General features: G+C 42.5%; 21 protein-coding genes. 10 read left to right on the top strand and 11 right to left on the bottom strand.

Going from position 1 to position 22,020, the window contains the following annotated elements; all coding sequences use genetic code 11:
- Positions 1–29 precede the first annotated feature (29 nt).
- Positions 30–680 (top strand): DUF416 family protein, encoded by a 651-nt coding sequence (locus tag QZ019_RS00465; RefSeq protein WP_295481543.1) that lies wholly within the window; start codon positions 30–32, stop codon positions 678–680.
- On the opposite strand, the gene QZ019_RS00470 is transcribed toward QZ019_RS00465, so the two are convergent.
- Positions 621–1,394, bottom strand: a complete 774-nt coding sequence (locus tag QZ019_RS00470; RefSeq protein ID WP_295481545.1) for a sulfite exporter TauE/SafE family protein — start codon at positions 1,392–1,394, stop codon at positions 621–623. The genes QZ019_RS00465 and QZ019_RS00470 overlap by 60 nt on opposite strands.
- Before the next feature lie 223 nt (positions 1,395–1,617).
- Between QZ019_RS00470 and QZ019_RS00475 the strand changes: the two genes are divergently transcribed.
- Positions 1,618–2,724, top strand: a complete 1,107-nt coding sequence (locus tag QZ019_RS00475) for an ATP/GTP-binding protein (protein ID WP_295481547.1) — start codon at positions 1,618–1,620, stop codon at positions 2,722–2,724.
- A 258-nt stretch (positions 2,725–2,982) separates the two neighbouring features.
- Here QZ019_RS00475 and purD read toward each other — a convergent pair whose 3' ends face one another.
- Both purD and purH read right to left on the bottom strand, forming a co-directional pair.
- Positions 2,983–4,266, bottom strand: coding sequence for a phosphoribosylamine--glycine ligase (gene purD, locus QZ019_RS00480; protein ID WP_294564775.1), 1,284 nt, complete (start codon positions 4,264–4,266; stop codon positions 2,983–2,985).
- 15 nt (positions 4,267–4,281) lie between these two features.
- Positions 4,282–5,868, bottom strand: coding sequence for a bifunctional phosphoribosylaminoimidazolecarboxamide formyltransferase/IMP cyclohydrolase (purH, locus tag QZ019_RS00485; protein WP_294564778.1), 1,587 nt, complete (start codon positions 5,866–5,868; stop codon positions 4,282–4,284).
- 422 nt (positions 5,869–6,290) lie between these two features.
- Between purH and QZ019_RS00490 the strand changes: the two genes are divergently transcribed.
- On the top strand, positions 6,291–6,569 hold the full coding sequence (locus tag QZ019_RS00490; protein ID WP_009143677.1) for an HU family DNA-binding protein: 279 nt from the start codon (positions 6,291–6,293) through the stop codon (positions 6,567–6,569).
- A gap of 62 nt (positions 6,570–6,631) precedes the next feature.
- Here QZ019_RS00490 and lolB read toward each other — a convergent pair whose 3' ends face one another.
- Positions 6,632–7,237: a lipoprotein insertase outer membrane protein LolB gene (gene lolB, locus QZ019_RS00495; RefSeq protein WP_295481550.1), complete on the bottom strand. Its 606-nt coding sequence runs from the start codon at positions 7,235–7,237 to the stop codon at positions 6,632–6,634.
- Positions 7,238–7,240: 3 nt separating this feature from the next.
- Positions 7,241–8,974, bottom strand: a complete 1,734-nt coding sequence (locus QZ019_RS00500; protein WP_295481552.1) for a YcaO-like family protein — start codon at positions 8,972–8,974, stop codon at positions 7,241–7,243.
- 157 nt (positions 8,975–9,131) lie between these two features.
- On the opposite strand from QZ019_RS00500, the gene QZ019_RS00505 reads away from it, so the two are divergent.
- On the top strand, positions 9,132–9,608 hold the full coding sequence (locus QZ019_RS00505) for a hypothetical protein (RefSeq protein WP_295481554.1): 477 nt from the start codon (positions 9,132–9,134) through the stop codon (positions 9,606–9,608).
- Positions 9,609–9,617: 9 nt separating this feature from the next.
- A complete protein-coding gene (asd, locus tag QZ019_RS00510) occupies positions 9,618–10,730 on the top strand; it encodes an aspartate-semialdehyde dehydrogenase (RefSeq protein ID WP_295481555.1) in 1,113 nt (370 codons plus the stop codon).
- Positions 10,731–10,792: 62 nt separating this feature from the next.
- Here asd and QZ019_RS00515 read toward each other — a convergent pair whose 3' ends face one another.
- Together QZ019_RS00515 and QZ019_RS00520 are read right to left on the bottom strand one after the other, a co-directional pair.
- Positions 10,793–11,413 carry a Smr/MutS family protein gene (locus tag QZ019_RS00515; protein WP_295481557.1) on the bottom strand — a complete coding sequence of 207 codons (621 nt, stop codon included), beginning with the start codon at positions 11,411–11,413 and terminating at the stop codon, positions 10,793–10,795.
- A gap of 10 nt (positions 11,414–11,423) precedes the next feature.
- Complete coding sequence (locus tag QZ019_RS00520) at positions 11,424–12,116, bottom strand: 5'-methylthioadenosine/adenosylhomocysteine nucleosidase (protein ID WP_295481559.1); 693 nt, start codon at positions 12,114–12,116, stop codon at positions 11,424–11,426.
- Between the two features lie 292 nt (positions 12,117–12,408).
- Between QZ019_RS00520 and glgC the strand changes: the two genes are divergently transcribed.
- The 5 genes from glgC to thiI all read left to right on the top strand — a co-directional run bounded on the left by glgC (position 12,409) and on the right by thiI (position 18,153).
- Positions 12,409–13,731, top strand: coding sequence for a glucose-1-phosphate adenylyltransferase (gene glgC / locus QZ019_RS00525; RefSeq protein ID WP_295481562.1), 1,323 nt, complete (start codon positions 12,409–12,411; stop codon positions 13,729–13,731).
- 429 nt (positions 13,732–14,160) lie between these two features.
- Positions 14,161–15,312 (top strand): 1-acyl-sn-glycerol-3-phosphate acyltransferase, encoded by a 1,152-nt coding sequence (locus tag QZ019_RS00530; protein WP_295481564.1) that lies wholly within the window; start codon positions 14,161–14,163, stop codon positions 15,310–15,312.
- A 30-nt stretch (positions 15,313–15,342) separates the two neighbouring features.
- Complete coding sequence (locus QZ019_RS00535) at positions 15,343–15,843, top strand: hypothetical protein (RefSeq protein WP_295481565.1); 501 nt, start codon at positions 15,343–15,345, stop codon at positions 15,841–15,843.
- 22 nt (positions 15,844–15,865) lie between these two features.
- The gene (locus QZ019_RS00540; RefSeq protein WP_294564808.1) at positions 15,866–16,609 is read left to right on the top strand and encodes a peptidylprolyl isomerase; all 744 of its coding nucleotides are present in this window, start codon (positions 15,866–15,868) and stop codon (positions 16,607–16,609) included.
- Between the two features lie 86 nt (positions 16,610–16,695).
- Positions 16,696–18,153 (top strand): tRNA uracil 4-sulfurtransferase ThiI, encoded by a 1,458-nt coding sequence (gene thiI / locus QZ019_RS00545; RefSeq protein ID WP_295481566.1) that lies wholly within the window; start codon positions 16,696–16,698, stop codon positions 18,151–18,153.
- A 59-nt stretch (positions 18,154–18,212) separates the two neighbouring features.
- On the opposite strand, the gene QZ019_RS00550 is transcribed toward thiI, so the two are convergent.
- From QZ019_RS00550 to QZ019_RS00565, 4 genes are read right to left on the bottom strand one after another with little or no spacing between them, the layout of a single operon-like run.
- Positions 18,213–18,770 carry a DJ-1 family glyoxalase III gene (locus tag QZ019_RS00550; protein WP_295481568.1) on the bottom strand — a complete coding sequence of 186 codons (558 nt, stop codon included), beginning with the start codon at positions 18,768–18,770 and terminating at the stop codon, positions 18,213–18,215.
- A gap of 11 nt (positions 18,771–18,781) precedes the next feature.
- On the bottom strand, positions 18,782–20,029 hold the full coding sequence (locus QZ019_RS00555; protein WP_295481570.1) for a lipoprotein-releasing ABC transporter permease subunit: 1,248 nt from the start codon (positions 20,027–20,029) through the stop codon (positions 18,782–18,784).
- Complete coding sequence (gene lolD, locus QZ019_RS00560) at positions 20,030–20,707, bottom strand: lipoprotein-releasing ABC transporter ATP-binding protein LolD (protein ID WP_295481572.1); 678 nt, start codon at positions 20,705–20,707, stop codon at positions 20,030–20,032.
- Positions 20,708–20,709: 2 nt separating this feature from the next.
- Entirely contained in the window at positions 20,710–21,897 is a 1,188-nt protein-coding gene (locus tag QZ019_RS00565; RefSeq protein ID WP_295481574.1) for an FtsX-like permease family protein, read from the bottom strand.
- Positions 21,898–22,020: the final 123 nt, after the last annotated feature.

Genomic DNA, 22,020 nt, shown 5'->3' on the forward strand with positions numbered 1-22,020 from the left:
AGAAAAATTAACGTGTAAGGTTTTGTTTCATGACATTATTCGGTGAAAAGTTTTATCCGACTTTAAATAAGTTGTCTCCGTGGCGTCAAAGTCTTTTTGCTTTGGTTTTAGCCCATCGTCAGTTCCCTAATTTTGAATTATGGGTAGATACCGTAAAGCATAAAGGTAAAGCGGAATTTAATTTCGCGCTGAAAAAACTTTGGGAATATCACTTAGATAAATTCAATCACATCGATTTAGAAAAAGTTTTGGATGTTTTTGATCCTTTCGTTCCCGATCCTGATAAAGACGGAGACAGTCTCGGTACTTTATTTGCTTTAGATGCCGCAGCTTCTTTAACCGCAGCTTTTGATGCGATTATTCTGCATCAGGGCGACGAGGCGGAAATAGCTTCAAGGTCAAGCCTTGCTTCTGTTGTGCGTATGGTGGAAAACAATACCGAAGAAGATCTTGATGAAGATGCGATGCGTGAGCAGGAGTTGGTTGACAACGAGATCAATTTCCAAATTGATTTGATGGAAATGCTGCGAGGCGCAAAGCGCGATCCTGACTTAGCCAAGATGCTTATTAAGATCGCAATTAAAGATCATGTAAGCAATATCGGTATTGAGCAAAACGATCTACACGGCTGTAGATATGAGGATTATGCCGCTCATAATAGCCACGCAGGAAAAAACTAGACGTACTATTTTTACCGGAAGTTTAATTAAAAGCGTAGTTCCGGCAAAAGATCCTAAAAAAGTAGCGGCAATAAGTACGGGCACCCATGACCAATGAATAGCGGTTACCGATCCTACGGTAATCGCTCCTACGATATTCCAAATCGTGGCGACAAATACCATGGTGTGTAAAATGGCGCTTTTAAGATCCAATCGGAAAATCGAAACAAAGGTGAGAGTGGCAAAAAGTCCTGCCCCTGATGATAAAGATCCTGAAAACAATCCGACTGCGATAATCGCCAATGTTCCGGCGAAAACTCGCAGTTTAGAACGCTCGGGATTGGCGTTTGATCCGAATTGTTTTTTAAAGAAAGTGTAAATACCTGCAGCGATTGTAATAAGACCGACGGCGATTTCGGCAATTTGCGAAGGAACGCTGATAACTATAAGCGTTCCGGCCACGACGGCGGGACAGCCGATAAGAAGCATAAGAAGCGCAATTTGCCGGTCAAGATTAAATTTGCCGTGTTCGCTTTTTTTCTTGCTTAAAGCTCCTACTCCAAGAAAGATTACGGCTACTTTATGCGTGCCTAAAGCTTCGGCAAAAGGAAGACCCATTAATATAAGTAAGGGAAATTGCACGAATCCTGCGCCGCCGCCTGAAACTGAGGCAAAGAGGTTGGCTATAAACGAGACGCTAAATAATATAATTTCATCTAAAATTTCTTGGATCATTTTTGACTTTAAAAGAAGAACACGGTTAAGTTTTTGAATTCATTTTTAATGTGGGATGTAGGGTATGACGTTGGAAGGATAGTGTCAAGACAATTAAGAGAAAGGTTTACATCATCACTTTTGTTTGTATTTTTTGACACAAAGGCACAAATTTAAATGCAAAAAGAATCAAAAATAATGTAAAGTTATATTGCTGTAATTTTTTTACGGCAAGGAGACTTTTATGACTACTGCAATATTAAGATCTTTTAGAGTAAGAAATTTTAAGCAATTTAAAGAATTATTTTTAGATTTCTCCAATGTCAGAGATTATTCATATAGCGAAGATTGTTTATCTGAAGATCATAACTTTATTAAGTCTCTTGTGGTATATGGGCCTAATGCTTCAGGAAAAAGCAACCTAGGTTATGCAATTTTTGATGTAATGCATCATCTTGCAGATGTGTCTACTGATTCTTTAGCTTATCAGTATTACCTGAGAGCCGATGGTATTAATAATTGTGCTGACTTTGAATATGTTTTTAATATACATGGGCAAGATGTTGAATATATTTATAGCAAAAAAGACTACAAAACTTTGATTAAAGAAAAGTTGATAATTAATAAGAAATGCATTTTTGAATGGGATTTAACAAATAATATTACAAATTTCGACGGCATAAAAGATTTTGGTTTTGAATCTTTAAATACCCAAATTCAGGTTGGAAGTATTTCTTTTTTAAGATATATGGTAAATAATTCACCGAGACTTAAAGATAATTTAGTATTCGAGTTAATGGATTTTATTTTAGGAATGTTATGGTTTAGAAGAAATTCTTTTATAGGAGGTTTATCGAATACTAATATTGATGAGTATATTATTAAACATGATTTAATAGAAGATTTTGAAAAATTTTTAAATAAAAATGAAGTTAATGAAAAACTATCAGTAATGAAACTCCCTGATGGATCGGAAAAAATTTATTTTAAACATAAACAATTATTACCTATGTTTATGACTGCATCTAGTGGAACATTGGCATTGTCAAGATTCTTTTATTGGATGCAATTTATGAATAAATCGACTTTTGTTTTTATCGATGAATTTGATGCTTTTTATCATTTTTCTGTTGCTGATAATATTTTAACGTATTTAATAAAATTACCTATACAAAGCATAGTTACAACCCATAATACCAATTTGTTAAAGACAAAAAAGGTACGACCTGATTGCTGTTTTTTATTAGATGAGTCAGCTCAGCTGAAATCATTTGCAGATAGAACACAACGCGAAATAAGACAGGGAAATAATTTAGAAAAATTGTATATATCTGGGGCATTCAACTGTTAAAAATTTAATGTTGTTTTTAGGTTGAAAAATTATTAGCAGGCACAAAACTTGCGGAAGATTTGGAAAATTGACGACAAAGAACGGGTGAGAGAAAATATCAATTCTGTAGACCAAGCTAACCAAGGTACCGACCAAGCTAACCAAGGTATTGATCAACCTAACTTCGGATCGATCAAAATTTTGGCTGTATGCAAAAAAGAAAAAGGCTGCAGATTTTTTTTACAGCCTTAAATTGTTAGTTCACGGTTGAATTAGTCGTTAATCACGCTTTAAAGCACGCCATGCAATATCATTACGATAAAACATGCCGTTAAAGTGGACTTTTTCAATAAGTTTATAGGCACGGTCGCGTGCATCTTTGATATCTTCACCTAAAGCGGTAACGCATAAAACACGTCCGCCTGAAGTTACGACTTTACCGTCAACAGACTTGGTGCCGGCCTCAAAAATTTTGGTGCCTTCAGGAGTTTTTTCATCAAGCCCTGAAATTTCATCACCTTTGCGCGGAGATGCGGGATAACCTTCTGCTGCAAGAACAACTCCTACTGCAGGACGAGGATCGTATTTAACCTCAAGTCCTTTAAGTCCGTTTTCTTTGGATCCTTTAAGGCAAAGATCAACTAAATCCGACTGCATGCGCAGCATGATAGGTTGGGTTTCAGGGTCACCGAAGCGGCAGTTGAACTCGACTACGCGCGGAGCGCCGTTTTTATCAATCATAAGACCTGCATAAAGGAAGCCGAAGTACGGGATTCCGTCTTTACGCATACCTTCTAAAGTAGGGTTAATGATCTCATTCATAACGCGGTCATAAACCTCTTTAGTTACAACCGGAGCCGGGGAATAGGCTCCCATACCGCCGGTGTTAGGACCTGTATCGCCGTCGCCGACACGCTTGTGATCCTGGCTGGTTGCCATGGGTAAAGCGTTGATGGAGTCTGACATAACGATGAAGGATGCTTCTTCGCCTTCCATGAACTCTTCAATTACGACACGAGCTCCGGCATTGCCGAAAGCGTGATCGTCAAGCATGGAATGAACGGCGTTGATAGCTTCGTCTTCAGTCATGGCGACGACTACGCCTTTACCGGCGGCAAGACCGTCTGCCTTAATAACAATAGGAGCGCCTTGCTCTTTAATATAAGCACAGGCTTTGTCGGCGTTATCGAAAATTTCGTAGGCGGCGGTCGGAATGTGATGGCGCTTTAAGAAATCTTTGGTAAAAGATTTGGAGCCTTCAAGCTGAGCTGCAGCTTTGCTCGGTCCGAAAATGGTAAGACCTTCAGCCTTAAAAGCGTCAACGACACCGTCAACAAGCGGAGCTTCAGGACCGACAATAGTCAGATCGACATTATTGTCTTTGGCAAATTTTACCAAGCCGTCAATATCACTTACGGAGATATTAACGTTTTCCATTTTTTCTTCACGAGCGGTGCCGGGGTTGCCCGGAGCGACAAAAACTTTGTCGGCAAGAGGTGAAAGGGAAGCGCGCCAAGCAAGAGCGTGTTCGCGTCCGCCGTTACCGATTACTAAAACTTTCATCTAAGACTCCTTTAATTAGTGGCGGAAATGACGCATGCCGGTAAATACCATGGCAATACCGTGTTCGTCAGCGGCTTTAATCACTTCTTCATCACGAATTGAACCGCCCGGCTGGATAATGCACTTAATGCCTGCAGCTGCTGCGGCATCAACACCGTCACGGAACGGGAAGAAAGCATCAGATGCTAAAGCAGCGCCTTCAAGAGAGAGCTTGGCGTCTTCAGCGCGCAGGCAAGCGATACGGGCTGAGAATACGCGGCTTGTCTGACCGCAGCCGATGCCTAAAGTACGTTTATTGTTGGTGTAAACGATAGCATTTGATTTGGTGTACTTGCAGACTTTCCAAGCAAAGAACAATTCTTCAAGTTCATCTTCGGTCGGAGCACGTTTGGTTACGACCTTAAGTTCCTCACGCTTGACGGTTTCAGTGTCGGCTTCCTGAACTAAAAGGCCGCCGTTTACGCGCTTGAAGTCCATACGCTTAGGGGAAATGCTCAAATCACCGATTTCAAGCAAACGGATGTTTTTCTTGCGGGCAACTTCTTCTTTAGCTTCTTCAGTAACGTGCGGAGCTACGATAACTTCGCAGAACTGGCGATCGATGATGGCTTTGGCTGCATCTTTATCAAGAGTACGGTTAAAAGCTATGATGCCGCCGAAAGCAGATTCAGGATCGCAGGCAAAAGCATTGTCATAAGCTTCAACCAAAGTCTGTCCTAAAGCTACGCCGCACGGATTGGCATGCTTGACGATGACGCAGCAGGGCTTGTCGAATTCGCGGACGCATTCAATAGCGGCGTCAGTATCGGCGATATTGTTATAGGAAAGCTCTTTACCTTGGAGCTGCTTTGCAGTGGCGATGCAGGCGCATTTAACGTCAGCTTCTTTATAGAAGGCGGCTTTCTGGTGAGGGTTTTCACCGTAGCGCATGTTCTGCAGTTTAATGAACTGCTGATTTAAAGTACGCGGGAAATGGCGTTCGGCACCGTCATCAATACCATAGTCAGGAGCCTTAAGACCGAAATAGTTGGCGATAGCACCGTCATAAGCTGCGGTATGTTCAAAAGCGGCTACGGCTAAATCGAAACGGGTTTCATAAGTAAGCGAACCTTCGTTTGCATCCATTTCTTTTATAACGCGATCATAATCGGAAGCTCTTACGACAATGGCTACGTCGCGATGATTCTTTGCGGCGGCGCGAACCATGGTAGGCCCGCCGATATCAATGTTTTCAATAGCTTTTTCAAGAGAACAGTTAGGATCGGAAACGGTTTTGACGAACGGGTACAAATTGACGCAGACAAGATCGATTGCTTTGATGCCGTGCTCCTGCATAACGCCTTCATCGGTACCGCGACGGCCTAAGATTCCTCCGTGAACCAAAGGATGCAGGGTCTTGAGTCTGCCGCTCATCATTTCAGGGAAACCGGTATAGTCGGAGACTTCAATGACCTTAACGCCATTTTCTTCAAGTAATTTGGCGGTGCCGCCGGTTGAAAGAATTTCGACATTGCGCTTTGCCAGCTCTTTGGCAAATTCAACGACGCCGGTTTTATCGGAAACGCTGATTAAGGCTCTTTTGATAGGACGATAAAGATCCATCTTAGAAGACTCCATAAATAAAAATAAGACAGATTAAGCAAAGAACAGAGAGATTCTTTGTAAGAAAAACGCGTTGCTATTTTACATCAAACGAAGAAAAATCCGCGGATTTTTCTCGCTTGCTCTTTGAGAAAAACGCAAAAGGCGGTTGTTGAGATCAATTTTCAGCGTAAAAAGGTCATTAATCTTTTGATCATGAGCTCACGTGCCGCATTTTTTTCAGCTTTTTAGCAGTTTTTTGTTGATCATTTAACTAAGTTGTGGTGAAATTTATAAGTTTTTTTAAATACCCTTGCGCTGCAGTCGTTGCTGTAGAGCAGGAATGAATTTTCGATACTGTGATTTTTACGGCTTTATAAAATGACTGTTTCTGTAAAATTCGCAGTTAAAAATCAAAATTAATAAATTATTAGGGAAAAATTATGAATAAGTCTGAACTCATTGAGCAGATTGCAAAGCGTTCCGGTTTGTCTTTAGCAGGTTCTCGCCGTGCTTTAGACGCAGTTTTGGCAAGTGTCAGCGAAGCTTTATCCGAAGGTGACCGCGTTCAGTTGGTTGGCTTTGGCACTTTTAAGATCACCGAGCGCAATTCACGCGAAGGCCGCAACCCTAAGACCGGCGAAGTTATCCAGATCCCGGCTTCCAAGACCCCTTCCTTCACTGCCGGTGCCGAGTTGAAGAAAGCCGTTAACGGTCGTTAATTTTTACTCTAAAACTTTAAAAGAGACATTGACCCTGCTTGATTTTGCAGGGTTTTTTGTCTTTAGTTGATGGTCAATACTTCATTTAATCTTACTTTAAGTAAAGTATCTTCATTGCTTATTTGATAGTCTGTCGGCAATGCGTAATCATTAAAATCGGCAAATTTTTGATATTCAACCAAAAATCCTGCGATGACCGCACTTTGATATTTTCCTGAAGCATCTTTTAACGCCATGCCCTGCGGAATACCGAGCATGATGTCTTTTAGGTTGTTTACGGGAAGGGACAGCCCGTAGATTTCCTTAATTAAGGCTTCGCCGTCATGGCTTGTGTAGACTTTGCCGTTAACTATCAACATTGCTTTATCTTTGTCGGCAGTTAATTTACCGATTTGGCTGCCAAGTGATGAAATCAATTCAAGGCTGTAGGATTCATTTTTTAAATTGTAAATATAGTTGGCACTCATGCGCCCTTGGGGATTTTGAATGCCGATACGACCTTTTAAGTTTAAATTTTTAACCGTTTTTAATTTATCCTGCATGAGTGTCCAATAACTGTCGGGGATATAGCTTATTTCTTTTTGTTCAATCGGACTTTGGCAGGCGGCAAGAAGTAATGCAAAAGCGCTTGCGGTTAAAGGCAGTATTAACTTTTTAATTCTTTTCATAATTTATTCCCTGATTTTTTCGTAAATTTTAATAAGTTTTTCGTGAGCTTTAAAACTATCTAAAGTTAAGACATTCTTCGGCAGTCCGTAAAAATGATCGTTGCCTTCAATATGACTTAAAACTTTTTGGACGGTTTCTTCACCGTAAAGTAAGGTAAAACAACGGTGTAAATCTTTAAATAACAGAGGATCGTCAATGCATTCAAGCATTTTTTCAAGACAACGGTAAAAGTTAAGATCGGCTTCATCAAAGATTGCCGCGTTGAAATTAAGCGTCCACTTGGCGTAAAAGAGAGCGTTGTCATAATCTTTTAAGGCTAGATAAAGAAGGCATTTTAATTGCCCAAAACGCAGATTCTTTAATGCGGGAATGTCATCAGCGATGATGCCTAAAGATTCAAATACGGGAGCGTCGTCGGAAAAATCGGCGTCTTCTATTTTGCAAAGAAGCGCGGCAATTTCATCTTCACAAGGAGCTTTGGCGTTGAGTTCTAAAATTTCATTAATAAGTGAAAAGCCCGCAGCGCAGTTATTGTACGCAAGATCGTCTATAGGGTACACCTCGGACATACCGGGAATGATTATGCGGCAGACAGGCAGGTTCGCGGCGGTATAAAAACGCTCATAAATTTTAAAGCCTTCTTTTTTAATAAGTTCTTTTAAGAACTCATATTGTAAAGAAGTAGTTCCGGCAAAATTTACTGGCGAAAAAGCAAAATCGGACTTTGCTTTAAACATTTCAAGCGGCAGTATGCCCGTTGAATCGATAAAATGGCTTTCAAGATTGGTCGGGTCGGCATAAATCTCAGGTTCTAAGGAAGGCTCGGCAAAGTCATCGCAATCATTAAGATTGCGCCCTTGCAGGAGTTCACTTAACGTTCTGTCAAGCGCGACTTCAAAAAGAGGATGAGATCCGAAAGCGGCAAAGCAGGTGCCGTTTTTTTCATTAAACAAAACCACGCATACTACGGGAAATTTTCCGCCAAGAGATGCGTCGTAGCAAACGGCTTTAAAAGATCCTGCATTTAACAGGTCAAGCGTGTGTAAAAGTTTGGGGAATTTTGCAATGTAGTCTTTAGGAACCTCAGGCAGGGCATAGGCATTTTTTATAATAGTGCTTTTAGTATAGCGCTCGATGATTTCCGATAAAGCCTGCACTGCGGCTTCTTCTTTAGTATTACCGGCGCTCATGCCGTTTGAGGCGTAAAGATTATCGATAAGGTTAACGGGGAAAAATACGGTTTTTTTAGAAAAGGCTTCAGTAAAAGGCAGGGAGCAGATACCGCGTCCGTTTACGGCGCCTTGCTTGTCAATTAAAACCTCAAGACTTAATTCATTATCGGTTAGATAAAATTTTTTTAAAGAAGCATTTAAGATCTCTTTAAAAAGATCTTTTTTAGGCAGATTTAGGTCGGTCCATTTTTCATCTTCGTAGTGGACGAAAGGTTCTTTCCCGATTTTAGGACCCAAATAGTAGTCGCTAAAGAATATGTGCGTATAAAGACGCTCAAAGAGTTCTCCGTAAGCTGAGGCTAAAGCGGCAAGCTTGCTTGTGCCTTTTCCGTTTGAGTACACAAAAGGACTTACGGATGATTCTATATTGATTGAATAGATATCCGGCAGCGGATGTAAAAACGGGTGCTCGATAATTTTAAGATCAAGTTCTTGGGCGCGAGATCTGAAAAGTGCGATGCTCTCTTCAAGCGGAGCATCTTTTCCTGCAATATAAGTTGGCATGAGAAACAGTCTTACAATATGAAGTCTAAAAACGTATAAAAGGATAACATAGATTAAGAGAGTCTTTGATTAAGAGAAAAAACACATTTTCCGCTTTTTAGAAAAAGCTTTTACTCTGCTACAATGCAGGCGTCTTAAATATTTTCTCGGGTGTTTTATGAGTGAAGGCACAGATCCTGGAAAACTAAATCTTTTGCAAAGATGGGCTTTATGGTTTAAGCGTAACTATAAAGTATGCTTTGTCGTGTTGGTCATTTTTGCCGCGTACGTGATTTATGCGGAAAAATTTAGGCCAAACGATGAGCTTTTAACGCTTGATGATTTAAAAAACGCGCTGCCGGTTCCTGTGGATGAGGATACGGTAATAGCTCAAATTGATGATTTGCCCGATGAACTTGTCATGCATGTGGTAAAAGATGACGATCTCTATGCACGCGCAACGCCGGAGCAATTAAACAAAAGTCTCGATAATATCGCAAAAAATGCACAAAGATTGTGCGCAAACCCCATATTGGGAAATATTCTTTCATCGGGACGCCGAGTTACCGTATTATTACGTAACGAATCTCACACTTATGAACGTAAAATCGCAATTGCCAAGTGTGAATTAAATAACGCAAACAAGACTGAATAGGTGTTCACAATGCAAAAGTTGGGCATGATCGGCTGGCGCGGCATGGTCGGTTCCGTATTGATGGATCGTATGCTGCAGGAACATGACTTTGATAAAGTCGAGCCTTTGTTCTTTTCTACTTCACAGGCAGGACAGGATGCACCTGCCGTTAACGGTAAAAATACCGGCAAACTTGCCGACGCATACGATTTAGACGCTCTTAAATCAACAGATATCATTATTTCCTGCCAAGGCGGCGACTATACGTCAAAGATGTACGGAAAACTGCGTGAGTCCGGATGGAACGGCTATTGGATTGATGCCGCATCGACTTTACGTATGGATGACAAAGCCGTCATTATTTTGGATCCGGTAAATAAGAATGTAATTGATGACGCTTTAAATGCCGGCATGAAAACTTTCGTCGGCGGCAACTGCACCGTAAGTTTGATGTTAATGGCATTGGCTGGTTTATTTAAAGCCGATTTGATTGAATGGATTTCTTCTTCAACTTATCAGGCCGCATCAGGCGCCGGCGCCAAGAACATGCGCGAACTTCTGTTGCAGATGGGATGCCTGCATGACTGCGTAAAAGCCGAGCTTTCCGATCCGCATTCTTCAATTTTGGATATTGAAAAGAAAGTACGTGCCTGCATGAATGCCGAAGATTTCCCTACCGAAAACTTTACCGCTCCTCTTGCCGGCAGCGTTCTTCCCTGGATTGATAAGGAAATGCCTTTAGGCCAGAGCCGTGAGGAGTGGAAGGGTATGGCCGAGACCAACAAGATCTTAGGTTATGCGCCTGCAACCGTACCGGTTGACGGCAACTGTGTACGTATCAGTTCCATGCGCTGCCATAGCCAGTCATTGACCATCAAGCTTAAAAAGGATGTTCCGGTCGAGGAAATCGAAAGCCTTATTGCCGCACAGAATGAGTGGGTACGCGTTATTCCGAACAGAAAGGACGTAACCTTGCAGGAGCTTACTCCGGCTAAAGTTTCAGGATCTTTAAATGTTCCTATCGGACGTATCCGCAAGATGATGATGGGCGGGGAATATCTTTCTGCTTTTACCGTAGGCGATCAGCTGTTATGGGGTGCCGCCGAGCCGCTGCGCCGCATGCTGCGACTTTTAGTTGACTAAAAAACTGAAAAATGAGTCTAGTTAACCCCGCTTTTTTGCGGGGTTAATCATATGGAGTAAAGTCAGCGCCTTGCGTGCCGTTCACGGTTTAAAGCCGAAGCTTTATCTCCTTTCTTTAAAATCACCATAACCGCACCGGTTCCGCCTTTAAAATCAGGCGCGCTGTGATAAGCGATGACGTCATTCATCTGTTTTAACCAATGGGCGACATAGCTTTTCATTTGAGCTTTTTTGACCTGACGACTGCCTTTGCCGTGAATGATGAGAACGCAGCGGAATTCTTCCTGTTTGGCGTGCCTGATAAATGCCCTTACGATTTCATAGGCTTCTTCAATGGTTTTGCCGTGCAGATCGATAAAATCGGCTTCACGGTATTCGCCGTTTTTAAGCTTACGCAGAAGATAGGGCTGCGCCCCGGGAGTCTTCCAGGATAAAACCTCGTTAGGATCGACAATCGGGACGAAAGCGGATGAAACATGATCGTCAAATTCCTGCTTATTATCCCGCTCCGCCGCTTCTCGTTTGATATTAGACAGTTCTTTATCCATTAAAGCCGTTGTTTTTACTATCGTATCCTGTTTAAGTTTGTCGACTTTGCCTACGGCGGCGGCAAAGTCGATTTCCTGTCCGTTATCTTCAGGTAAATCGAGCAGATCGGCAAAAACTTCTTTGTCTTCTGACATGTTGTGCCTCTTAAAGCTTATCGACAAGAGCACAGACGATTTTTACGCTGTTGTTTACGGCAACGTCCATAAAGTCTACGGATGCTTTAGGTGAATTATCGTCAGCCATATCAGATACCGAGCGGATCACGAGAAAAGGAACTTTAAAATCAGTGCAGACGTGGGCTATTGCCGCTCCTTCCATTTCGGTGACGAGAGCCTCAGGGAAGGTCTCAATCATCTTGCGGGTTTTTGCTTTGTCCGAGATAAACTGATCGCCTGATAAAACCACTCCTTCATAGACATTAAAGCCTTCAATGGAGGAAGAGATTTCACGAGCCTTTTGCAACAGGTTCTCATCGGCTTTAAAGTATTGCTCGAACATCGGGACCTGACCTTTTTTATAGCCGAAAACAGTTATGTCATAGTCATGATAGGCCGCAGCGGTGGAAAATACGATATCGGCAATTTTTAATTTGGTGGAAACGGCACCTGCGATGCCGGTATTGATTACCGCGTCAACCTTGAATTTTTCAATAAGCAGTGTGGCTGTGACTGCGGCACAGACTTTGCCGATACCCGATCTTGATAAAACTATCTCTTTATTGTTGAGCTTACCGATAAAAAATTCATGGACGCCGATTGTTTCAATTCTTTTATCAGTCATAAGGGAAGAAAGTTTGGCAACTTCCTCATCCATGGCTCCGATAATTCCTAATTTCATGAGTGTCTTGTCTCCAACATATTAATTTTTCGTCAATTGTAACAGCGCAGTAGCCTTTTTAGTAAAGGCAGGCTGCGGATTTGCATGAAAATTTAAGAAACAGGCTCAGAATCAACACCTTTTTTCTAAAGAAAAATGTGCGTTAAGTTTCACCTTTAAGATCAAATTTGTCGGTTTTTTTGAGAGTTCTCTCAAAAGAAAGCATTTGCCGTGGTAATGCACTTTATATAGGTTCAAAATTAAAAGCAGAAAATTTTAATTAGATCCTAAGCAACTTTAAAAGAGGTGTTAAGTGGATAACGTACGTGACGTGGCTAAACAAACATTAGCCCTTGTATTGGCCGGTGGCCGCGGCAGCCGTTTACGCATGCTCACAGACACAAGAGCAAAACCGGCAGTTTTCTTCGGCGGTAAGTTCCGCATCATTGACTTTGCTTTGTCAAATTGCGTTAACTCAGGTATTACCAGAATCGGTGTCGTAACTCAGTATAAATCCCACAGCTTGCTGCGTCATATTCAGTCAGGCTGGAGCTTTTTGCGCAACCAGTTCAATGAGTTTATTGATTTGCTCCCGGCTCAGAAGCGAGTTGACGAAGAACATTGGTATCAGGGTACCGCGGATGCCGTATATCAGAATATTGATATTATCCGTAATCATTTCCCTAAGTACATTGTCATTTTAGCCGGTGACCATATTTACAAGATGGACTATGCCGCAATGGTAATGGACCACATTCAGCACGGCGCTCCTCTTACCGTAGCCTGCATTCCTGCTCCTAGAGAGCAAGCTACCGCATTCGGCGTAATGAAGGTTGATGAAACCGGTCTTATCACCGACTTTATCGAAAAGCCTAAGGATCCTCCTCCTATGCCGGGCGATCCGACCAGAAGCTTGTGCTCAATGGGTATTTATGTCTTTGATGCCGAGTATCTGTATAAAGTATTGCAGCAGGATGCTGAAAATCCTGATTCCCACCGTGACTTCGGTATGGACATTATCCCTGCATTAGTCCGTGAGAAGAAGGCTTATGCCCATGACTTTACCAAGTCATGCATCCGCAACCGCGGCAACAAGGACATCTGCTACTGGCGTGACGTCGGAACTTTGGATGCTTACTGGGAAGCTAACATGGATATCGCTTCCGTACAGCCTCAGTTGGACGTTTACGACACCAGCTGGCCGATTTGGACTTACCAGGTACAGATGCCGCCTGCAAAATACGTTCAGGACATCAACGGCACTTCTTCAATCGTAAGAAATTCCTTATGCTCTGCTGGATGCATTATTTCCGGATCGTCAATTTGCCATTCAGTGTTGTTCTCGGCTGCCCGCGTACACTCCAACTGTTTCTTGACTGATGCTGTCGTATTGCCGTTCTGCGTCGTTCATCGCGGATGCCGTTTGACTAAGGTAATTTTGGATCGCGGCGTAGAGCTTCCTCGTAATCTCATCATCGGTGAGAACCCTGAGGTTGACGCCCGTCGCTTCTATCGTACCGAAGGCGGTGTAACTTTGGTCACGAGAAATATGATTAACAAACTGCGCGAGACCGAGCCTGAGTTGTTCAAAGATTTTGACAGTTACCGCTCCAATCGCTCAATCGAATATGTTTAGGCCTCACGTACCTTAACATTTGTAACCGCAGGCAGTGTCCTGCGGTTTGTTTTTTTATGGCGCAAAATACAGCTAAAAATTTTGTGAAATATTCTTTACCTTAGAAGACGGCGTGCAGACTGTTGTCTTACTTTTGGCCTTCTTGTGATTTACTCCTCGACTTAAAGAAGGCGGGGCGTCTTCTCGCTCAAGACACCCGTCGGCGCCAGTATCAACTAGCAATCCCTGCAAATCCTGCGGTTTAGGCTGTACAATAAGTCTGTTTTTTATTGCACACCAAAGTCAGGTGGTCTGCCCTGTGCCATTCATCCCCACCCTAAAGAGGATAGGGACTTCTGACATATTTTGTTAAAAATACGGTTTTGGGATTTTTGCCTATATTTGCTAAAATAGTTTAGTTTAACGATTTCTATTTTTACGAGGGCCCAAATGAGCAAGAGCGCTGAATCATCCATGCGCAAATTAAGCAGTGACGATCCGATTTTTGATGATATTCGTCCGTGTCGAGATGATGAAATAAAAACCGAGCTTGCTAAAATTTGTTCTGATAAATCAGTTCTTGACGGAATTTTGCGTTTCCGCTACCCGATATTATCCAAATGGTGCGGTCTTGTTTTGCGTCCTTTCGTGCGCCGCTATATTAAAAATTACTGCGACAAAATCAATAATATCGCTGATTTTCAGGATAAAGTCGCAGCCTATATGCGCCATATGATTGACGCAACCACTGACGGAGTTACATTTAAGGGCTTTGATAAGCTTGACCCAAAACGCGGTTACTTATTTATATCAAATCACCGTGATATCTCTTTAGATCCTGCTTTTATCGATTTGGCTTTGCATGATGCAGGATTTGATACCGTTCGCATTGCCATCGGTGATAATCTTTTAAAAACCCAGGCGGCATCATCATTGATGCGTCTTAATAAAAGCTTTATCGTCAAGCGCTCGATTTCGGCTCCGCGCGAAAAATTAAAGGCAATGACGCATTTGTCATCTTATATCGGTTTGTCTTTAAGCGAGGGACATTCGATTTGGATAGCCGAGCGTGAGGGACGGGCAAAAGACGGCGACGATCGCGTCGAAGAAGCCGTACTTAAGATGATTTCTTTATACGGTCGCAGCTTAAAGCAGGATTTTAGCACGTACATGAGTTCGCTTAATATCGTGCCCGTGTCAATTACTTATGAGTACGATCCTGCTGATTTGTCAAAAGCCCGCGAACTTAAAGAGCGCGAGGAAAATAACGGTCAGTACCAAAAAGGCGAGCTTGAGGATATTGAAAGTATTATAGGCGGCATTAAAGGTTATAAAGGCAGAGTCAGTATCGTTGCAGGCGATCCTATAACCTCAGGTTTCTCTTCGCCGCAGGAGCTTGCCAAAATTATTGACAGCTTTATCTGGAGAAATTACGAACTTTATCCGAGCATCATGATTGCCTCAGGTGAGGATGAATCCGTAAAAACTGAGGATAAGGATAAATTCATGGCAAGAATCAATGCCTATCCTGAGGAGTTAAGGCAAAGAGTTCTTGCGATGTACGCAAAGCCTTATGAAAATCGTAATTCTTTAAACAGTTAATATTCTGAGTTGAAACGGATAAGAATAAATATGTTTCATCCTATTTATAACGCTGACGGCACTTTGTCCCGTTTTCGCATCGCTTGTCTTGGTGTTTTTGTCGTTTGTCTTATTGCTTATGCCGTAACCGTATTAATGACCCCAAGCGATAATGTTAAGGCTCAAGAAGAGAGTGCGGATACTGAAATTGATGCTGCCACGCTTAAATTAAGAACCAAAGCCTTAAGTGATTTAGCTGACGGTTTTGCGTTTTTAAAGGCATGTGATTCAATTAATAACGGTTTTAGCGGCTGCACTTGGACTGTTTCTGACGAGGTGGGTAAATCCTATGCCCATGAAGTCAAGTTTGCAAAAGAATCATTTGTCCTGGCTTTGGTTTTAAAAGATAAAACGAGCAGCGATATTTGTGCTAGATTAATTCTTGACAGTCAAGGCAAGTTTAAGGCCGAGGATTCTAGCGGCCGTGATATTACGGCAAAATGCTTTCCCGAGGACTTTTTAGTTTCACCTAAAGAGAATTTGAAGAAATAATAGTTAATAAAAGAGATTGCTTATGAAAATTTCACGCGGCACCGTTGCTACGGTTGCATTTACGGTTACTGATGAAAAAGGTCAGGTAGTAGGCAGAACCGATCCGAAAAATCCTGTGGTTGCTTTAATCGGTCACGGCTTTTTGATTAAGGGGCTTGAAAAGGCGATTGACGGTCATGAAAAAGGTGATTCTTTTACCGTGACATTGCATCCTGCCGATTCATACGGAGAGTATGACGAAAGTCTGGTTCAGGAAATCGATCGTTCGCTTTTCGGCGATTTTGATATTGAAGAGGGCGCCGTATTTGAGGCGGATTCTTCAAACGGTCCTATGGCTGTTGTTATTAAGAAGATCACCGATAAGACCGTTGTCGTTGACGGTAATCATCCGCTTGCCGGCAAGGTGCTTAATTTCCTTGTTACTATTGAAGATGTGCGTGAAGCTACTGCCGAGGAAAAAGAGCACGGTCATGCCCATGTAAACGGACATTGCCCGTCTGAAGAAGGAAGCGAGCATCATTGCTGCTGCGGACATCATCACGATCATGAAGAAGGCGGTGAGCATCACTGCTGCGGGCATCACCACGATCATGAAGAAGACGGTGAACACCATTGCTGCGGACACCATCACGATCATGAAGAGGACGGTGAACATCACTGCTGCTGCGGACATCACCACGATCATGAAGAAGACGGAGAGCATCATTGCTGCGGACGTCATCATCATGAGGAAGACGGTGAACATCATTGCTGCAAGCATCAATAATTAAATTTACTCATTGATAATTAAGCCTTGCAGGTTTTGCCTGCAGGGCTTTAAGTTTTTTTATCTTCTTTTTGACTTAAAAAATCATGAAATTTATTTTAAGACTGTTTCCTGAAATCTCGATTAAAAGCCGTCCCGTGCGCAACCGCCTTATTAAGCTTTTGTCACAGAATATATTAAACGTTGCAAAGCACCGCGCGATGGAATGCCATGTCTATTCCCAGTGGGACAAGCTTATCGTGCGCTTTGGGGAAAAAGAAGATACGTCCATGAGAGAAGCCGCGATTCGCGAATTATCAAGGATCCCTGGTATTCATTCTTTTTTGGAAGTCGATGAATTTGATTTTAAAAATTTTGATGATATTTTTGAGCATGCCAAAGTTATCTACGGTGAGAAGCTTGCGGGCAAGACCTTTGCCGTAAGAGTAAAAAGACGCGGCAATCATGAGTTTACCTCGCAGCAGGCCGAAAGAATCATAGGCGGGATGTTTAAGCAGCATTTTCCCAATAACGGGGTTGATTTAACCCATCCTGAAGTTACGGTTAATATTGAAATAGATTCAGAAAAGGCATTTGTCATCACCGGAAAGCATACAGGAATCGGCGGATATCCCGTCGGATCGCAGGGTGATGTTCTTTCCTTGATTTCAGGCGGTTTTGACAGCGGTGTTTCCACTTATCGCGCTATTCGCCGCGGCTGCCGCGTCAATTATTTATTCTTTAATATGGGTGGAACCGCCCATGAAATCGGCGTTAAGCAGGAAAGCTATTTTATTTGGGATCGCTTCGCCTCATCACATCGCGTCAAGTTCATCACCATTCCGTTTGAGGATATAGTAGGTCAGATTTTGGAACGTACGCACCACGGCGTGCGCGGCGTGATTTTAAAGCGCATGATGATGCGCGTCGGATCGTCCGTCGCCGAGAAAATCGGAGCTTCAGCTTTGGTGACGGGTGAGAGCGTAGGTCAGGTATCAAGTCAGACTTTAATCAATCTTTCGCATATTGACAGAGCCTCAAATTCACTGATTTTGCGTCCTCTCGTTATGGAAGACAAGCAGGATATTATCGATGAAGCGACTTTAATCGGTACTGCAGGTTTTGCCGAGAATATGCCTGAATACTGTGGCGTGATTTCCGATCATCCCAACGTTTGTCCGAATCTTTCCTTTGTGGAAGAAGAAGAGGCAAAAATGGATGCGGATTTGGTGGAAAAAGCGGTTGCGGCTTCACGCTTTATTGATATCAAAGAAATTCCCGAGGACACAAAGCGCTTAAAGACTGATGTTGAGATTGAGTCGCAATTAAAGCGCGGTGAAATCGTGCTTGACGTCAGATCCCCTGATGATGCGGCAAAGGTTCCTTTAAAGCTTGAAGATAATGAGGTCGTGTTAATGCCTTTTTATAAGACGGCAAAAGATTTTTCATCTCTTGATCAATTAAAAACCTATGTTCTTTACTGCGATCAGGGAGTAATGAGTCTGATGCAGGCAAGGCAGTTAAAGGAAATGGGCTTTCATAACGTGAAAGTGTGGAGACCTTAAATTAAAAAATTAAGCGGCACTTTAAGGCCGCTTAATATTTTAGAAAACGAGAACAAAAATTATTTTTTAAGCAGCATGCCGGAGCTTACTTCATCGGCAACGGTTTTGCCTTTGAGCTCTTCAAGAATTGAAAGCGCAAATTCCATGCAAAAAGCAGGTCCCTGCCCGGTGATGAGTTTGCTTTCTTTATCAACGACTACGCCTTTATCTATATAATTTTCGATATTGTCGGCACATCCCGGGTATCCGGTAGCTTTGGCGTTTCCGACAAGACCATGGGTTGCGAGCACGAAACCGGGAGCTGCACAGATGGCGGCAATATATCCGCCTTTTGCCTTTTGTTCCTGCAATTTTGCGATTAATTCCTTGCTGTCGCGGCAGTTTTCCGCTCCCTCAAGTCCGCCCGGTATAGCGATTACGTCGTAATTATCAGTGCAGTCATTTAAGTTTTTATCGCAAACGACCGTGGTGCCGTGGGCTAAAGTGACTTTTAAGCCGCCGTCATCATTTAAAGCGGCTTTAATTACATTGATTCCGCCGCGATTTAAGATATCGGTAATGGCGGTTACTTCCATATCTTCAGATCCGTTGGCATAAACAACGAGTGCGCAAGTCATATCTTCTCCTTTTAATTGCCGCTAAGTTCTTCAGCCGGTCTTATTTTTGAGGCTTTTATCGCAGGATATAAAGACGCGATAAAGCTCATGCATAAAGCACAGCATGCCACCATTATGACATCACTTATAAGCAATTGTGAAGGAATGAAATCGATAAAATATATCTTGGGATTTAACAGTTTTATATTAAAAATACTTTCAAAAAATCCTAAAACGGGCGTAAGCGTTAAAGATAAAACGCATCCTGCGACCGTGCCGATTAACGTGCCGCAAGCACCTGATATAACTCCCATTACGGTAAAGGTGCGGATAATAAGACCGCCCGTGGCTCCGGCGGTTAAAAGGATCGCGATTTCACGGCTTTTCTCGCTTACCGCCATGATTAAGTTTGACACGATATTAAATGAAGCTACCGCCATGACAAGGAGCATCACGAGATTCATTATCGATCGGATCATCTGAATGTCGTGATAAAGTTTACCTTGCGTGGTCATCCAGGTTTTAAGTCCGGCGCTTTGCGGAAAGTCTGCGGCGGCCTTTAGAACTTCATCACGCACGTTAAGCATGTCTTTGACCTTAATATGAAAAGAATTGGGACCTTTTATATCAAGAAGACTTTTGGCATTGTCTATTGAAATCAAGGCAAAAGCCGCATCAAGCTCACCGCCTATTTTTAAAGTTCCTACCACTTTTAAAATTGCGTCGGCAGGACGGCTTAAAGGGTTGTCGCTATTATCATTAAGGGCGTTTGATAAAATCACTTTAACGCTGTCGCCTGCCGAAACGTTAAGCCGTCTTGCACATTCGGCTCCGAGAATGACGCCGTATTCGTTTTCATTGCCGGTGTTCAAGGCATCAAGCTTTACGCTTAAAAAACGTTCGATATCGATGACTTTAGCTTCTTTTTTGGTGTCAACGCCTAAAAGCGCAACAGGGGCAAAATTGCCGCCTTTATTTAAGACGGCTTCGGTACGGATAACCGGAGCGACGGCAAGAATATCGGGAGATGATAAAAGAGAATTGACACATTCTTTTTCATTAACAAAGTAGGGACTGTTTGAAGTGATTTCAGCTGCTGGAATAACCGAGAGCACGCGGTTTTTAAGCTCGTATTCAAATCCGTTCATGGCGGAAAGTCCGACGATTAGAGCAAAGACGCCTACGGCAATTCCGGTGACGGAAGCAAAAGACATGAAACGGGCTAAAGCACCGTAGCGCTTTGAACGGTAAAAACGCAGACCTAAAGTAAAAGCGAGCATTTAATTTTCAATAACTCCGTCTTTAATTACTACTTTTCTGTCGCAAAGCGTAGCAAGCGTTTCATCATGCGTAACCATAATGACGGTAGTCTTTTTCTCTTTAACTAAAGAGGAGAAAAGTTCAAATACAGAAGCGGCATTGGTTGCATCCAAATTTCCGGTAGGCTCATCGGCAAGAATTAAATCAGGATCGTGACATAGAGCCCTGGCGATAGCGACGCGCTGCCTTTGTCCGCCTGAAAGCTCCCCCGGGTGAAAATCAACTCTGTCTTTAAGACCGACTTGCTCCAGGATTTTAAGCGCCTTTTCCTTGGCTTCTTTTTCAGACCTACCGCCGATTAGGCTTGGCAGCATAACGTTTTCAAGTGCGGTAAAGTCACCTAAAAGGTAGTGAAACTGATAAATAAAACCTAGATTTTTATTGCGAAAGGCAGCTTTGGCGTCATTTGAGAGCGTCGTAAGATCTTGACCTTTAAAAATAATTTCTCCTGAAGTGGGTTTATCAAGAGTGCCTAAGATATGCAAAAGCGTGCTTTTACCCGATCCTGATTTTCCGGTAACGGCGGTGATTTTACCTGCTTCTATGTCAAGATTAATTCCTTTTAAAACCGCAGTTGAGACTTTGTTCTCAACGTAAGTACGGGTTAAATTTCTGACTTTAAGGATGATCTCACTCATATTCAGAATCCTTGCTGTAAGTGTCGTATCGGATCGGTTTTAGCCGCTTTGTAGGCAGGGTAGAGGGTGCAAAGAAGCGATAAAAAGAGCGCACCTGCAACAATTAACGTAATATTCATAGGAGATATTACCGCAGGCAGCTCGGTTGCGTTTGCGCTAACTGAAATCTTTAAAAATTCCGTGATTTTCGTGATGTTCTGCGTAAGCGGGATGCCTAAAAGAAGACCGATTAAGGTGCCCAGGATGCCGCAGCCTGAACCTGTCATGATGAAAATAAGCAAAATGGATTTTTCTTTCATGCCTAAAGTTTTAAGTACGGCGATTTCGCTTAGACGAGAGCTTACCATCATGGCAAGCGCGGATAGAATATTAAAAGCCGCGACGATGATGACCAAAAAGAGCATAAGCGTCATGGTAAGTTTTTCCATAGCTACGGCTTTAAAGAAATCTCCTTTGCTGTCCTGCCAGGTGGTGTAAGTCAAGCTTTGAGGAAGCTTTGCGGTCGTTTCATTTATTAAAAAAGGATCGCTTAAATATAAACGGTAGGAGGCTTTTTTATTATTTATCCTTAAAAGCTTTTTTATATCTAAGTAATTGCCTTTAACCGTAGGGACGTCGTTGTTTCCCATAAGTGACGGCAGTGCTCCTTTTATATAAAAGATGCGCTGGGACGGGGTAAGGCCTAAAGGCGTGTAGCGGGCATTTTGCGTGCTAATAAGTCTTACTTTGTCATTAAGGTTAAGATTAAGCTTCATTAAAAGCCCCATATCGGCATAAATCTCAAAAGATCCGGATGGTATATCGTCGTTTAACGCGTCAGGTTTTTTTAAATTAAAGTCAAGCCTTGAAGTGTCCTCGCCTTCGACGTTGACAAGGACGATGCCGTTATCGCTTTGCAGCAAAGCCTGTCCTTTTACGTAAGGAGTTATGGCAATAATATGAGGAAGGGAGGTAAGGGTCGCTGCGTCAAGAGATGAATCGGATGAGACGATAAGATGGGCAGTTGTGCCAAGAAGATTATCTTTAAGTCTGTCCTGAAGTCCCTGCATTACCGAAGTGACGATAATTAAAGCGCTTACGCCCAAAGCGATGCCGATAGTTGAGATAAGCGCGACAAAGCTTGCAAACTTGTGTGTCTTTCTTGCAAGCAGGTAGCGCATGGCTATGGCTAAAGTAAGCGGTTTAAACATCGGTTTTGGTACCTTGATTTTTCATCCGTTTTACAAAAATTCTTTTAAATATGAAAGGATACTTTATTTTTTATCACGTTTTCGGCGTTTTTATGCCGTTTTTAACGCGGCGGATGCGTAAAA

The organism is uncultured Succinatimonas sp. (genome assembly GCF_905203285.1).
In the GTDB taxonomy this organism is placed as follows: Bacteria; Pseudomonadota; Gammaproteobacteria; order Enterobacterales; family Succinivibrionaceae; genus Succinatimonas.